The following is a 13697-nucleotide window of genomic DNA, read 5'->3' as shown; positions in this document are numbered from 1 at the left end:
CTATTAATGTATAACTTGTCTATAAAGTCCAACGACTTTCCCTAAAATCGAAACTTCACGTAATATAATTGGTTCCATATTCGAATTTTCCGGTTGTAAGCGGAAATAATCTCTCTCTTTAAAAAAACGTTTTACAGTAGCTTCATTTTCGTCCGTCATCGCAACAACGATTTCACCGTTATTGGCGGTGCTTTGCTGGCGCACGATTACATAATCACCGTCTAATATACCAGCTTCAATCATACTTTCACCAACAATTTCAAGCATGAAAACTTGATCGTCTGCAGGTACAAGCTGTTCAGGAAGCGGAAAATATTCTTCGATATTCTCAATGGCAGAAATAGGAAGACCTGCCGTAACTTTCCCCACTAATGGAACACTGATTGTTTTTTGGTGAGGAATATTATCGTTATCAGGCTGGATAATTTCAATAGCCCTTGGCTTTGTCGGGTCACGCCTAATTAATCCTTTGTTTTCTAGTCTTGCAAGATGCCCATGTACAGTTGAACTGGAGGCCAGTCCTACTGCTTCCCCAATTTCACGAACGGAAGGAGGATATCCTTTTGATTTAACTTCTAATTTTATAAAATCAAGAATATCTTGTTGCCGTTTCGATAATTTTATCAATTATATTCACTCTCCTTTTGTCTCTTTTTAACTTAACTTCAGTATATCATGAACTTCCTATGTATACAAACATAAGTTCGAATTTCGCTTGACAACAAACGGATGTTCGTACTACAATAAATATCAAATAAGAACACACATTCGAAAGAAGGTTATCAAATGGTTGCAATATGGAAAAAATACTCTTATGCTATTTTATTTTTTATTATAACGTTGCTAATGGGCTTTTATATATTATTTAGTGGAGATGACAAACATCATACGGATCTCGTCATTACCGTACAAAAAGGTGACACATTATGGTCCATCTCTCAAAAAAATGCAGAGAGATATGGAATGTCTACAACAGATTTTATGAAAATATTAGAAAAGGAAAATCAATTAAAGAGCACTTCTATCAAAAATGGTGATGAGCTTATTATCTCGGGTTCATATTTGAAATTTAATGATGATAAAATAGAGTATGCATATAAGGGGAAATGAGGCAGGCATCCTATGAAAGCAATCATTTATTGCAGGGTTAGTACAGAAAAAGTTACACAGGAAACATCCCTTGCTAGACAAGAAGAGGAATTACTTGCTGCAGCAAGAATTTGGGGATTAGAGGTAGATTCAGTCATATGCGACCAATCGAGCGGATATGATCTTGACAGACCCGGCATCTTACAATTATTAGATAAACTTAAGTCTGATTCAATTGACGCTATATTGATACAGGACGAAACGAGGCTAGGAAGAGGAAACGCCAAAATTGCACTGCTTCACACGCTATATAAAGAAGGGATTAAATTATATAATCTTTCGCATAATGGAGAATTACAGCTTTCTGAGACAGATTCCATGGTTTTAAATATTGTGAGTATGGTTGAAGAATATCAAAGAAAACTTCATAATATTAAAATCAAACGCGGCATGAGGAAAGCAATCGAAAGAGGATATCGTCCAGAAAAAAACTTAAAAAGTCGTGGCAATGTTGAAGGCAGGGAAAGAAAGGATATACCGCTTGAAGAAATTATCCGTTTGAGAAATAATGGACTTACATTTAGTGAAATTGCAGCTACTATGAGGGGCTTTGGCTACGATGTATCAAAAGCGACTGTACATAGAAGATATAAAGAACACATCTTACATAATGAAAATATAGTAGAGAGGGCAGATGATTTGTAGTCTTGCCCTTTTTTTAGTACCATAAATTCTAATCTCAATAAACCTTTTTATAAGGAGTTTTTAAAATGTTGCCTAAAGATAAACTTATGAGAATCAATCAATTAGCCAAAAAAGCAAAAGAACAAGGTCTTACAAAAGAAGAAGCAAAGGAGCAAACAAGCTTGCGCTCTGAATATTTAAAGACTTTTCGTTCTTCAATGAGAAAGACGATTGAAAATGTACGAGTGTTTGATGTAACAGGAGAAGATGTAACACCGGAAAAAGTTAAAAAAATTCAAGAACAGAAAAAACTTCATTAACATATTTGCTTTCTAAAACAAATAACTTGTGCAACTTTCTCAATTTTTTAAAAATAGTTGTTTAATCAATCATTTATCTTTATGATAGATATATGCAAAATTAGATAGAAAGGTTGTTGTCAATGTTTGAACAAGTAGATCAACTAGCAGTAAACACAATAAGAACGCTTTCCATTGATGCTATTGAAAAGGCGGGCTCTGGTCATCCAGGATTACCGATGGGTGCTGCTCCGATGGCATACACGTTATGGACACGTTTTATGAACCATAACCCTAAAAACCCTGCATGGTTTAATCGTGATAGATTTGTTCTCTCCGCCGGACATGGTTCAATGCTATTGTACAGTTTACTACATTTATCAGGGTATGGAGTCGAAATTGAGGATTTAAAAAACTTCCGTCAATGGGGAAGCCGTACACCTGGACATCCGGAATATGGCTATACACCGGGGGTGGAAGCAACAACAGGTCCTCTTGGACAAGGTATTGCAATGGCTGTCGGTATGGCCCTAGCAGAACGCCATTTAGCAGCGGTTTATAATAAGGATCAATATAATGTTGTTGATCATTATACATATGCTCTTTGTGGCGACGGTGATTTGATGGAGGGGGTAGCCTCTGAAGCTGTATCCCTTGCTGGTCACTTGCAGCTTGGAAAAATGATTTTATTATATGATTCCAACGATATTACTCTTGATGGTGAATTGGATAAATCATTTTCTGAAAATGTAGGTGAACGCTTCAGAGCATACGGTTGGCATTATATAAGAGTTGAAGATGGCAACGATATGAAAGAAGTTGCAAAGGCCATTGAAGCCGCAAAAGCAGAAACTTCAAAACCAAGCCTTATTGAAGTAAAAACTGTGATCGGCTATGGATCTCCTAATAAATCCGGAAAATCAGCTGTTCACGGTAATCCATTGGGTGAGGCCGAGATGAAGCTGACAAAAGAATATTACAAATGGACATTTGAAGAAGATTTTCACGTTCCATCTGAAGTATATGAAGTGTTTGAAAATACCGCTGTTCAAAATGGTAAAGATAAGGAAGCTGAATGGGAAAGTCTTTTCGCAAACTATAAGCAAGATCATCCAGAACTAGCTGCATTGCTTGAAACGGCAATATCCGGAAAATTACCAGACGGATGGGATAAGGATCTTCCTATTTTTGAAGAAGGTAAAAGCCTTGCAACTAGGAAGTCAAGTAATGACGCTTTAAACGGCATTGCGAAAAACTTCCCTCATTTAATCGGAGGAGCTGCAGACTTGGCGGGCTCCAATTATACAATGATCAATGGCGAAACAGATTTAAGTGCTGAAAATTATTCGGGTAAAAATATTTGGTTTGGAGTTAGGGAATTCGGTATGGGTGCGGCCATGAATGGAATTGCTCTTCATGGCGGCTTGAAAGTATTCGGTGGAACATTCTTCGTTTTCTCTGATTATTTACGCCCAGCAATTCGTTTGGCAGCCCTTATGGAACTTCCAGTCACATATGTATTCACACATGATAGCATAGCTGTTGGAGAAGATGGACCTACACATGAGCCAATTGAGCAGCTTGCTTCCTTGCGTGCTATGCCAGGATTATCAATCATTAGGCCGGCAGATGCGAATGAGACTGCTGCTGCGTGGCGTCTTGCAATCGAATCAAGTAATAAGCCTACTGCGTTAGTGCTTACTCGACAAAACTTACCAACATTACCGGGAACTGATGAAAATGCAAGGGAAGGAGTAGAAAAAGGCGCATACGTCATTTCTCCTGCTGAAAATAAGGCAGATGCCCTATTGCTTGCTACTGGCTCTGAAGTCAGTCTTGCAGTTGATGCACAAAGAGCCCTTGCAGAAAAAGGAATCAGCGTTTCAGTTGTAAGTATGCCTTCATGGGATCGTTTTGAGGCACAAACAAAAGAATACAAAGAATCGGTTCTTCCACGTTCCGTTAAAAAACGATTGGCTATTGAAATGGGTTCATCATTTGGATGGGATAGATATACGGGTGATGAAGGAGATACTTTGGCTATCGATAAATTTGGTGCCTCTGCACCTGGAGGAAAAGTAATAGAAGAATACGGATTTACGGTCGAAAATCTAGTGGCCAAAGTGGAAAAGTTGTTACAAAATTAAAATGGGTTAAAAAGGGAGGAACTAAATTTCCTCTCTTTTTTTATCATTTTATGCAGGAGATTTCGGATCTTTAAAGAATAACCATATTATATTTAATCGTACATACAGCTTTAGACAATTATTTTACTAAACCTCGTCTACAATAGGAGAAAAGGTGACTGAGGAGTGAAGATATACTATGAGAATCTATTTAATTTATTTAATAGAGGATGAATTTGCGGATTTTTTTTATGGAAGAGAAAGTAAATTTATAGAACTTTTCATTGCCGAGCGAAGATTACGAGGAAATAGGAAAGAAATTGTTCAAAAACAAATAAAATATATTACGAAACCATTGCCTTATTTAGATCTACATAAACATCTAGCTCACTCAGTCGAGAATAAGGAGTTTTATATAAAAGGAAAAGTATATTGTGCCAACAATACTGGCTTACACGAAGGTGCGGAATTAGTAATTGGTGAACGTTGTTTGCAGTTAAAAGCATGGGGAAGCTATGCAAGCGAATCTATATTTTTTGAAGTGTTAAGGAAATTTAATGGTCGATTTTTGGCTATGGATATTGAGAATGATCAATATGGATGGGTAAAACCAATAAAAGAACGAAAATTCGTATGAAAATCTTATACATTATTGTATAATAATCGGGTATTTAGTAAACTGAAGTGTAGACAACTTGAAGGAGGAAACGAAGATGTTTTGGAATTTTTTCTGGGCATTTATTGGTATTTTGGGAGGAGTAGCACTTGGCTTCTTTATTGCCCGTAAATATATGATGAACTATTTAAAGAAAAACCCACCAATCAATGAACAAATGTTGAAAATGATGATGATGCAGATGGGTATGAAGCCATCGCAGAAGAAAATCAATCAAATGATGAGTGCAATGAATAAACAAATGAAGTAAAAAGTAGTCTGTCAGGAGAAAAAAACGGAAGCCCATAAGGCGTCCGTTTTTTTTGCCATATTAAGCTTTTTTCAATAGTAAGTATTGATTAATTAACGTATCCAGTTCCATACTATACTGAAGAGACAATGTCGATGTCAAACCAGTTTGAGCAGCGACTGAGAGCAACTGTTGACGTTTCGTTTCAATTTTCGAAAGCAGCTGTTTATTTGACATAGTCTATTATCCTTTCCATGATGAAATATATTTTCATGTTTAATTTTTAATATAGTGGCAGGCCATTTTTGACTGACTAAAACTATAATCTAAACTATGTATTAGTCTATACGATTTGATGTATAGAAACGTTACAAAATAAATATTATATTAAATATATTATACCAGATAATAACATATTTTCATATGTTATAACAACCTTTTTATTCGACACAGAAGATTCACAATCGCTATATGACAGAATGTGTTCAATTTTTGATAGAATGGATGCAAATGATATTAGGAGTTGTAATGAAATGACTGGAGATATTAATTTGTTTTTAGCTTTTGGGGCAGGACTTTTAAGCTTCATTTCACCATGTTGTCTGCCGTTATATCCAGCTTTTATATCGTATATTACCGGAATGTCAGTAAGTGAATTAAAAAATGAACATGCCATGTTTAAGCGTAGAAGTATGCTTCATACGCTATTTTTCCTGCTTGGGTTCTCTGTTATATTTATCGTTTTGGGTTTTAGTACATCATATATAGGTAACTTTTTTTCGGAATATCAAAATTTAATTAGACAAGTAGGCGCCATTTTTATAGTTCTTTTTGGTTTAATGGTAACGGGGATTTTCTCACCGGAATTTTTAATGAAGGACCGCAGATTTGAATTTAAACACCGTCCTGCAGGATATGTTGGATCTTCGTTAATCGGCATGGCTTTTGCCGCGGGTTGGACTCCTTGTACGGGCCCAATTTTGATGATGGTTATTACTCTAGCGGCTTCTAACCCGGGTTCTGGTGTTTTATATATGATAACCTATACTCTTGGGTTTGCCATTCCATTTTTTATTCTTTCATTCTTTATTGGACGGATGAACTGGATCCGGAAGCATAATGTAAAAATCATGAAGATTGGTGGGTACATTATGATTTTGGTCGGGATCCTTCTTTTCTTTGATGGCATGACGCTTATTATTAGTATTTTTTCTTACTTTTTTGGTGATTTCGTAGGTTTCTAAATATGGGAAATTTATATTATTCCAAATTGAAGCATGTTTGTGTATAATTTTTAAGTCACATATATTGAAGTTTTAAGGAATGATGGAAATGAAAATTTTATTACCTTCAATTATAGCGATAATGATGAGTATAGGGGTCATTTTTATTCGGATGAAGGCTTCTCATAAGCCTGTTTCCGTAAAGAAAATCATCCTTCCGCCCATCTTTATGAGTACAGGTGCCCTAATGTTCATCTTCCCTTATTTTAGGGTTACAAGCATGGAGATTCTTGAAGCTGCCATGGCGGGATTGCTTTTTTCTATTTTACTAATTAAAACATCTAAATTTGAAGTGCGTGACAATTATGTATATCTAAAACGTTCCAAAGCATTTGCTTTTATTTTAATCGGGTTGTTGATCGTGAGGATCGTGGCTAAGTCAATTCTAAGTCAAGAAATTGAAGTGGGACAATTAAGCGGGATGTTTTGGATTTTAGCTTTCGGGATGATTGTTCCTTGGCGTGTAGTAATGTTATTACAATATAAAAAGCTTGTTGTAACAAATTAAAAAGCAGCTTTGGCTGCTTTTTTACTTTCCGATGGAAATACCTAGCATTAGCCCTGCAAATGCCAATAACATTCCGATAAAATAACTACAAATAGTATAAATGAGCATACTTTTCCATTTCTTTTCTAGAATCAATTTTACATTCTCGACCATAAAAGTAGAATAAGTAGTAAAAGAACCTAAAAAACCTACACCGAATAATAAGTTTATTCCCATCGGCAAAGTCGAGCCGATAATAACTCCGAGGGAAAATGAGCCAATTATATTCACTAGAATTGTCGGAAATGGGAAGTCAGAAATATTATGTTTTAAAAACTGGCCAATGCCATATCTAGCAATGGCACCAAAAAAACCACCAATAGCCACGTAGAAAATGGTCATTTACTAAATACCTTCTTCCGTTGTCTTCCTGAACCAAATAAAAATCCGACCAATGCCAATGCCAAACCACCAATAAAACTGACAAGAAAATATATACATGCTTGCAAGTAATTTTGATCTAATATTAATTGAACAATATCTGTACTAAATGTGGAAAAAGTAGTAAAGGAACCGATTAAGCCGGTTCCTACGGAGATCTGTATATAGGAAGGGATGTTAGGGAACCTAGTATAAAGTCCTGTTAAGAATCCCAATATATATGAACCGATCAGATTTACGAGTAAAGTATCGAAAGGCAGTAAGTCAGCAGGTAATCCAAAATGAATAGAACTGATAGAAAAACGTAATATGCTCCCGATTACCCCACCTATTCCTACTGCCAAATACTTCATCGTCATCACCTTTAATATTTTTTATAAGAACAAATGCTCATATGGTGTAACATCAATGTTTAACTGGGCAAGTTTTTTCTTTAAAAACTTATGGTCCCGCTTAGGAGTTGCCAAAATATACCCTCTAATCACCACGTCTAAATCAATTTTCTTTACTCTTTCTTTTAGTGCTAATTCCCCTATTTTTCCAGCTATCTTTTGTCTTGCTACATCTCTAAATAATTCAGGGACAGGGCTGACCAATTCATCCAATAAGGAATTTTGTTCCGGTGTCCATAATTTTTGAGTTTTTTCTACGAAATATTCTTCCCAGTCCATATCTGACTTTCCATCTTCTTTTGGCAATCTTTTTAAAAACTTCCGAAACATAAAAAAACCGCCGATCCCCATTAATGAGATTAAAATAAAGACCCAAAATAGAATAAACCACGTAAACCAACCAGAAAGCACTTTTCATTTCACCTCATTTCAAAAACGAACCATTATAAATCATTATAACGAATACAAAAACTTAATGACAAGCAACTAATTCAATATAGGGTGTCTTATTTCTCTCGAAGAAGCTATATAGATGGTGAAAGGGGGTGGGTGGCATGGCAGAGGCTTATCTTAAAGCAACAAGCTTAAAGCTTGTATTTGATTACGGCATGGATGAGAACAATAAACCTATTTATAAAAGCAAGACGTTTAATAACATCCTTCGTAATTCAAGTGCAGACAAGCTTTTTCAAGCAGCACAAGCATTTAGCTCTTTAAAATCAGAGCCGCTTTGGTTAATTGAGAAGGGCGATACCTTTAATATCGATGAATAAAGTTATGGGGTTGCTATTAATATGGCAACCCCAAAATACAACAAGCTAGCGATCATCTACTTTGGTATAATAGTAGAAAAGTGCTAAAAGGGGTGGTTTGAGTGAAATTTATACATACTGCCGACTGGCATCTAGGTAAACTCGTGCATGGTGTATATATGACAAATGAGCAAAGATATATTCTGAATCAATTTATACAGTTAATTGAAGAAGAACAGCCCGATGCGATTATCATTGCTGGTGATCTTTATGATCGCTCCGTACCGCCTACAGAGGCTGTCAGTCTTTTAGAAGAAATATTATTTAAAATAAATGTTGAGTTAAAGATTCCTATATTAGCGATATCAGGCAACCATGACAGTGCAGAAAGACTTTCCTTCGGATCATCCTGGTATAAACATAGCAACCTTTTTATTAATGGAAAGATTCAAGATTGCTTTAAACCTATACATATCAATGGTGCAAATTTCTATTTAGTCCCTTATGCAGAGCCGGGGACAATACGGGAGTTTTTTCAAGATCAATCGATTACGTCGCATGACGATGCAATGTGTCGACTGGTTTCCGAAATAGAAGAATCTTTAAATCCAAACGGACCAAATATATTTGTAGGACATGCTTTTGTATTAGGAGGTAAAACAAGTGATTCTGAACGCACCCTGTCAGTTGGAGGATCAGGTTGTGTTTCTGTCGAACATTTTTCACCATTCTCCTATACGGCACTTGGGCATTTACACAGCCCGGACGCAATTAAGCATGATACAGTCCGTTATTCCGGATCGTTGCTAAAATACTCGTTTTCTGAAGTCAATCATCAAAAAAGTGTTTCTATTATTGAAATGAATCAAGATGGTTCCTATGAATTAACGGAAAAATCCCTTGTACCGAATCAGGATATGAGGGAAATAAGCGGATATATAGAAGAATTATTGGATGCTAGTTTCTTTCAACATCAAAAGGTAGATGACTACTTAAAAGTGACACTTTTAGATGAAGGTGCTTTAATAGATCCCATAAATAAGTTGAGGCAAATTTATCCTAATGTATTGCATTTGGAAAAAAGAATTGAACAATATGATTTGAGAAAAAAACATTCACTATCTCATGTTGGATTTGAAAGGAAATCTGAATTAGATCTATTTAATGATTTTTATAATGAAATGACTACAAGTGAATTCTCAGAGGAAAAAAGACGATTAATGGCACAAATGATTGACGATGTAAAAAAAGGGGTGGTGCTAGTATGAGACCTCTTAAATTAATGATGCAAGCTTTTGGTCCTTATGCAGAATCAGAAATTATCGATTTTTCCAAGCTCCAAAATCGTACAATGTTTGTTATTTCAGGCAAGACTGGATCAGGAAAAACGACTATCTTTGATGGAATTAGTTTTGCGATTTACGGTCGTGCAAGTGGAGATGATAGGGCTGGGACTGACTTGCGCAGCCAATTTGCTGGGGACAATGTTGCTACAGAAGTAGCACTCGAGTTTTCATTAAAAGGGAATACGTACTACATATGGAGGTCGCCGCAGCAAGAAAAGAAAAAAAGTCGTGGGGAAGGCTATACAATTGTCAACGCGAAAGCGGAACTGTATCTTATTGACTCTAGTGGTGAACGGAAGCTGCTTGCTGCGAATGTTAGGGATACTGATGAAAAAATAAAAGAAATTATCCAATTGGATGCAAATCAGTTTAGACAAATATTGATGATTCCTCAAGGCGAATTTCGTAAACTTCTTACATCTGATAGCAGGGAGAAAGAGGCAATTTTACAAAAGCTTTTTCATACTGAACTATATAAACAAATAGAAGAAAAATTAAAAGAATATGCCAATAGTTTGAAAAGGGAAGTAGATTTAGGAGTTGCTGAGAGAAGCCGACATCTAAAAAACATAGTATACAGAGATAATGAACAACTAGATGAAGCATTGATGGAAGAGCATCTCAACGATACGCATATTTTACTTTTATTAGATGATGTAATAACACAAATACATGAAGAAATTGCATTATTAAAAAAGAATGTGGAAGAGCAGAGAATAAAGCGTGATGAAGCTAAACGTTATGTAGATGCCGCAGAAGACTTATTAAAGCAAATGACTATTCGCGATCAGCTAGTTGAACAGAAAAATATATTACTAAATAAAGAGCAAGCAATTGCCCATACAAAAAAAGAAATCGAAATGGCCCATAAGGCAAATAAATTACAGCATCAGGAGGATCTTTGTCAAAGATTAAAATTAGATTTAGATCAATTCACATCAAGGTTAAATGCCGAAGAAGATCAATTAAAACAATTTGAATTACAGCTTGAAAAAGCGATGGAGCGCCTCCAATACGAGGAAAAGCAAGGAGATAAGAGGGATCAATTTTATAGTGAATTTTCTAGGCTTAAAAATATGCGAGAGGATGTCATTTCTTTTGAATCCAGAAAAGCAAATTTTAAGAATGCCGAAAAAGATCTCCAACAATGTCAAAAACAATTATTAGCTAGTAAAAATATCGTAGATAAACAAATAGCGGATTTAAAAGAGCAAGAAAACATATTAAAGGAATTAGAAGCGTTAAGAATTAGCACATTTGAAATTGAGAAAAAAGCTTCTGAATTAGCAACAGGATTACAATTATTAGAAGGAATTACGACTTTTATTGAAAAAGGAGCTTCTTTGGAAAAGGGAATACTAACAAAAAAAATGGAGCTAGATCATGCGAAAAAGGTTGTCGACGATGCTAAAGAATCTTTAAAAGCAATAGAAAGCGGGTGGTTTGCTAGTCAAGCAGGACTTCTTGCCGCTTCTTTAGCTGACGGAAAAGCTTGTCCAGTTTGTGGGTCTTTTAAACATCCAAATCCTGCAACTCATACGTACGAACATATTAATGAAAATGATATGAAATCAGCAAAAGAAAATATTGATTCAGCGATTGAATACTTTTCCGGTATTGAACGAGAATGGATGAAGATGAGTACTGAGGCAGATCTATTAGATGGCCAAATTCAAGAAACTTTGCAAACTATATTAAATGTGATCCCTGATTTTTCACTTGATCAGAAAGATATATTTTTAAATGATTATAAGCAAGAAATCATGGAAACAAACAACATATTAAATAAAAATAAAGCTAAAATAAAACAGATACCGATCTTAGAAAAACTTGTTTTACGGTTAAAAAGAGAGAATGATGAAGAAAAGTTGAATCTGGAACATTTACAAGAAAAAGAACGCAAACTTTCAATTTTGCATACAGAGTCAGCTTTGATTCTTGAAAGCCTTAGCCGCAGTATACCTATGGAACTTAGAGAAAAAGAAGCATATGATCAGAAAGTATTAGCGATTGAAACTGAAATCAAAAAAATGGATCATTCATTAAAAATGGCAAGAGATTATTTATCGCAAAGTAATGAGCAAGTTGCCTTGGCTAAAGGAACGATTAAAAATCTGCAAGATAATCTGCAATCCGTAACAGAAACATTAAACAACGAACGTAAAGTCTTTTTAGAAAAGTTGGAAGAAGAAAATTTCACTTCGTTTAAGCATTATAGTCAATCTAAAAAGAACGTTTCTGATATAAATCAACTAGAAGATATGATTAAGACATATTATGAGGATTTTAGATCTATAACGGATAGACTTAACGATTATGAATTGCGGCTCCAAAACAAAGAAAAGCCCGATATGGAACAATTACAAATTGAATTTGAAGAGAGCGAACGGCTCTATCATTCATTAGGTGAGCAATATTCCCTCCTAAATATACAGTTCGAAAAAAATAAGGAAATTAAAATTGCAGTAACTACCATCAATCGGCAAATTAAAGATTTAGAGAGTGAATATGAATTGGTTGGTCACTTGGCTGATATTACGAGAGGTCAAAATACATATAAGCTTTCTTTTGAACGTTTTGTTCTTGCATCATTTTTAGATGGGATATTAGAAGCTGCAAATCTCCGTCTTATTAAAATGACAAATGGAAGATATCAATTAATACGTAAAAAGGATCGATCGAAAGGTAATATACAAAGTGGTTTGGAATTACTTGTTTTTGATCAATATACGGGTCAGGAACGCCATGTGAAGACCCTCTCTGGAGGCGAGAGTTTTAAATCTGCACTGGCTCTTGCGCTTGGTCTAGCCGATATAGTTCAGGAATACGCGGGAGGAGTTTCATTGGAAACAATGTTTATTGATGAAGGGTTTGGTACTTTGGACCCTGAATCCCTTGATCAAGCAATTGAAGCTTTGATGGACATACAAAGCAGCGGAAGGCTTGTTGGAATCATTTCGCATGTACCTGAGCTAAAAGAAAGAATTGATGCTAGGCTTGAGGTGAAAGCTGACCATAATGGCAGTAAGACTGAATTTCAATTTTTATGTTGAAGGTGATGAATTGGAGAAAACGTATTTCGTTGTAACACTGATATTTGGCTCGTTTATTTCATTGAGTCTTGCTGTCTTTACTTATTATGCATTTAAACTAGGATATTCCATCATTGGAGTGACGATTGCCCTAATTTTTTTAGCATCCGCTGCAATGAATATAGCAATGTTTCGAAAGTGGAAAAAATAATAATTAAGACCTGCCCGTTTTGGGAAGGTCTTTTAATCATTTTTTCTGTTTTTTTCTTGACTTTTAAGAAATATGATAAAGATGATAACGGCAGCAGTGAACAAAACCATCATAATGCCAGATAATAATATTGCAATATTGGTAATTCCCATTTAATTTCCCTCGCTTATGTATTGATACTATTACCATACCATGTTTTTAAGGATTCATGTTTTAAATGTTTATGAATTTTAACAAGATGAAAAACATAGCGGCCAGGAAAAAACCTGACCGCATAGAAATTATGATCTGAGAGAAGAAAATAACTTTATAAGCCCTATAATAATAATAGCAAGGGCAAATAATACAACGACAATTACTGCAACTGTCAGCAATATGTTTAATAGAGCGCCGAGAAGGCTTGCTACACTTGAAATTAGAGCCAATCCAATTATAGCATATGCTGCCAAAATACAAGCAAGATATAATGAGACTTTATTTTCGCAAAATTTGTGACCCATTATGACACCTCCTTAATAAACATCGTATTGTCAAAACATCTATAGTAAAAAGTTAATAATTCCTTGATATAAAAGGGTTTATAAGCAAAAAACTTGCCACCCCCATAATTTTAGGATAAAAGTGAGGTTACCACACACACACCAAAATCC

General features: G+C 35.2%; 18 protein-coding genes. 12 read left to right on the top strand and 6 right to left on the bottom strand.

Annotated features, from left to right (window positions below; all coding sequences use genetic code 11):
• Positions 1-3: 3 nt before the first annotated feature.
• Positions 4-627: a transcriptional repressor LexA gene (gene lexA / locus NQ185_RS03015; protein WP_257580069.1), complete on the bottom strand. Its 624-nt coding sequence runs from the start codon at positions 625-627 to the stop codon at positions 4-6.
• Positions 628-786: 159 nt separating this feature from the next.
• On the opposite strand from lexA, the gene yneA reads away from it, so the two are divergent.
• The 6 genes from yneA to NQ185_RS02985 all read left to right on the top strand — a co-directional run bounded on the left by yneA (position 787) and on the right by NQ185_RS02985 (position 5124).
• Positions 787-1110 (top strand): cell division suppressor protein YneA, encoded by a 324-nt coding sequence (gene yneA, locus NQ185_RS03010; RefSeq protein WP_257580068.1) that lies wholly within the window; start codon positions 787-789, stop codon positions 1108-1110.
• A gap of 12 nt (positions 1111-1122) precedes the next feature.
• Positions 1123-1794 carry a YneB family resolvase-like protein gene (locus NQ185_RS03005; protein WP_257580067.1) on the top strand — a complete coding sequence of 224 codons (672 nt, stop codon included), beginning with the start codon at positions 1123-1125 and terminating at the stop codon, positions 1792-1794.
• Between the two features lie 65 nt (positions 1795-1859).
• Positions 1860-2093: a DUF896 domain-containing protein gene (locus tag NQ185_RS03000; protein ID WP_213128143.1), complete on the top strand. Its 234-nt coding sequence runs from the start codon at positions 1860-1862 to the stop codon at positions 2091-2093.
• 122 nt (positions 2094-2215) lie between these two features.
• Complete coding sequence (gene tkt, locus NQ185_RS02995; protein ID WP_257580066.1) at positions 2216-4219, top strand: transketolase; 2004 nt, start codon at positions 2216-2218, stop codon at positions 4217-4219.
• A gap of 178 nt (positions 4220-4397) precedes the next feature.
• Positions 4398-4835 (top strand): sporulation inhibitor of replication protein SirA, encoded by a 438-nt coding sequence (gene sirA, locus NQ185_RS02990; protein ID WP_257580065.1) that lies wholly within the window; start codon positions 4398-4400, stop codon positions 4833-4835.
• Between the two features lie 76 nt (positions 4836-4911).
• Positions 4912-5124 (top strand): YneF family protein, encoded by a 213-nt coding sequence (locus NQ185_RS02985; RefSeq protein WP_257580064.1) that lies wholly within the window; start codon positions 4912-4914, stop codon positions 5122-5124.
• Positions 5125-5184: 60 nt separating this feature from the next.
• On the opposite strand, the gene NQ185_RS02980 is transcribed toward NQ185_RS02985, so the two are convergent.
• Positions 5185-5340, bottom strand: a complete 156-nt coding sequence (locus tag NQ185_RS02980) for an aspartyl-phosphate phosphatase Spo0E family protein (RefSeq protein WP_213128140.1) — start codon at positions 5338-5340, stop codon at positions 5185-5187.
• A gap of 296 nt (positions 5341-5636) precedes the next feature.
• Here NQ185_RS02980 and NQ185_RS02975 point away from each other — a divergent pair, with 296 nt between their 5' ends.
• Together NQ185_RS02975 and NQ185_RS02970 are read left to right on the top strand one after the other, a co-directional pair.
• Positions 5637-6347, top strand: a complete 711-nt coding sequence (locus tag NQ185_RS02975) for a cytochrome c biogenesis CcdA family protein (RefSeq protein WP_257580063.1) — start codon at positions 5637-5639, stop codon at positions 6345-6347.
• A 79-nt stretch (positions 6348-6426) separates the two neighbouring features.
• Complete coding sequence (locus tag NQ185_RS02970; RefSeq protein ID WP_257580062.1) at positions 6427-6894, top strand: CcdC family protein; 468 nt, start codon at positions 6427-6429, stop codon at positions 6892-6894.
• A gap of 21 nt (positions 6895-6915) precedes the next feature.
• Here the strand turns inward: NQ185_RS02970 and NQ185_RS02965 are convergent, their stop codons facing one another.
• Genes NQ185_RS02965 through NQ185_RS02955 form a run of 3 tightly spaced genes read right to left on the bottom strand, consistent with a single transcriptional unit; the run spans position 6916 to position 8117 of the window.
• Positions 6916-7275, bottom strand: a complete 360-nt coding sequence (locus NQ185_RS02965; RefSeq protein WP_257580061.1) for a fluoride efflux transporter FluC — start codon at positions 7273-7275, stop codon at positions 6916-6918.
• A complete protein-coding gene (crcB, locus tag NQ185_RS02960; protein ID WP_257580060.1) occupies positions 7272-7667 on the bottom strand; it encodes a fluoride efflux transporter CrcB in 396 nt (131 codons plus the stop codon). Before crcB ends, NQ185_RS02965 begins: the two co-directional genes overlap by 4 nt.
• Before the next feature lie 21 nt (positions 7668-7688).
• Complete coding sequence (locus NQ185_RS02955; protein ID WP_257580059.1) at positions 7689-8117, bottom strand: DUF2621 domain-containing protein; 429 nt, start codon at positions 8115-8117, stop codon at positions 7689-7691.
• Positions 8118-8260: 143 nt separating this feature from the next.
• Here NQ185_RS02955 and NQ185_RS02950 point away from each other — a divergent pair, with 143 nt between their 5' ends.
• The 4 genes from NQ185_RS02950 (at position 8261) to NQ185_RS02935 (ending at position 13047) form a co-directional block, all read left to right on the top strand.
• Positions 8261-8479 carry a DUF1659 domain-containing protein gene (locus NQ185_RS02950; RefSeq protein ID WP_257580058.1) on the top strand — a complete coding sequence of 73 codons (219 nt, stop codon included), beginning with the start codon at positions 8261-8263 and terminating at the stop codon, positions 8477-8479.
• A 101-nt stretch (positions 8480-8580) separates the two neighbouring features.
• Positions 8581-9726: an exonuclease SbcCD subunit D gene (locus tag NQ185_RS02945; protein WP_257580057.1), complete on the top strand. Its 1146-nt coding sequence runs from the start codon at positions 8581-8583 to the stop codon at positions 9724-9726.
• Positions 9723-12857 (top strand): AAA family ATPase, encoded by a 3135-nt coding sequence (locus NQ185_RS02940; RefSeq protein ID WP_257580056.1) that lies wholly within the window; start codon positions 9723-9725, stop codon positions 12855-12857. The genes NQ185_RS02945 and NQ185_RS02940 overlap by 4 nt, the downstream gene beginning before the upstream one ends.
• A complete protein-coding gene (locus NQ185_RS02935; RefSeq protein ID WP_257580055.1) occupies positions 12823-13047 on the top strand; it encodes a hypothetical protein in 225 nt (74 codons plus the stop codon). Before NQ185_RS02940 ends, NQ185_RS02935 begins: the two co-directional genes overlap by 35 nt.
• 281 nt (positions 13048-13328) lie before the next feature.
• Here the strand turns inward: NQ185_RS02935 and NQ185_RS02930 are convergent, their stop codons facing one another.
• Positions 13329-13547: a hypothetical protein gene (locus NQ185_RS02930; RefSeq protein ID WP_257580054.1), complete on the bottom strand. Its 219-nt coding sequence runs from the start codon at positions 13545-13547 to the stop codon at positions 13329-13331.
• Positions 13548-13697 lie beyond the last annotated feature (150 nt).

Source organism: Lederbergia panacisoli, from assembly GCF_024626525.1.
GTDB lineage: Bacteria > Bacillota > Bacilli > Bacillales > Bacillaceae_C > Lederbergia > Lederbergia panacisoli.
The sequence above is the reverse complement of the archived record's forward strand: the minus strand, read 5'-3'. Positions and strand labels throughout refer to the sequence as shown.

Bases quoted from the DNA above. Each gene is read 5' to 3' on its own strand.
- NQ185_RS02935 (WP_257580055.1), top strand. From the start codon at position 12,823: ATGGCAGTAAGACTGAATTTCAATTTTTATGTTGAAGGTGATGAATTG.
- NQ185_RS02965 (WP_257580061.1), bottom strand. From the start codon at position 7,275: ATGACCATTTTCTACGTGGCTATTGGTGGTTTTTTTGGTGCCATTGCT.
- sirA (WP_257580065.1), top strand. From the start codon at position 4,398: ATGAGAATCTATTTAATTTATTTAATAGAGGATGAATTTGCGGATTTT.
- NQ185_RS03005 (WP_257580067.1), top strand. From the start codon at position 1,123: ATGAAAGCAATCATTTATTGCAGGGTTAGTACAGAAAAAGTTACACAG.
- NQ185_RS02930 (WP_257580054.1), bottom strand. From the start codon at position 13,547: ATGGGTCACAAATTTTGCGAAAATAAAGTCTCATTATATCTTGCTTGT.
- NQ185_RS02970 (WP_257580062.1), top strand. From the start codon at position 6,427: ATGATGGAAATGAAAATTTTATTACCTTCAATTATAGCGATAATGATG.
- NQ185_RS02980 (WP_213128140.1), bottom strand. From the start codon at position 5,340: ATGTCAAATAAACAGCTGCTTTCGAAAATTGAAACGAAACGTCAACAG.
- NQ185_RS02975 (WP_257580063.1), top strand. From the start codon at position 5,637: ATGACTGGAGATATTAATTTGTTTTTAGCTTTTGGGGCAGGACTTTTA.
- NQ185_RS02950 (WP_257580058.1), top strand. From the start codon at position 8,261: ATGGCAGAGGCTTATCTTAAAGCAACAAGCTTAAAGCTTGTATTTGAT.
- tkt (WP_257580066.1), top strand. From the start codon at position 2,216: ATGTTTGAACAAGTAGATCAACTAGCAGTAAACACAATAAGAACGCTT.
- NQ185_RS02940 (WP_257580056.1), top strand. From the start codon at position 9,723: ATGAGACCTCTTAAATTAATGATGCAAGCTTTTGGTCCTTATGCAGAA.
- crcB (WP_257580060.1), bottom strand. From the start codon at position 7,667: ATGAAGTATTTGGCAGTAGGAATAGGTGGGGTAATCGGGAGCATATTA.
- yneA (WP_257580068.1), top strand. From the start codon at position 787: ATGGTTGCAATATGGAAAAAATACTCTTATGCTATTTTATTTTTTATT.
- NQ185_RS02985 (WP_257580064.1), top strand. From the start codon at position 4,912: ATGTTTTGGAATTTTTTCTGGGCATTTATTGGTATTTTGGGAGGAGTA.
- NQ185_RS03000 (WP_213128143.1), top strand. From the start codon at position 1,860: ATGTTGCCTAAAGATAAACTTATGAGAATCAATCAATTAGCCAAAAAA.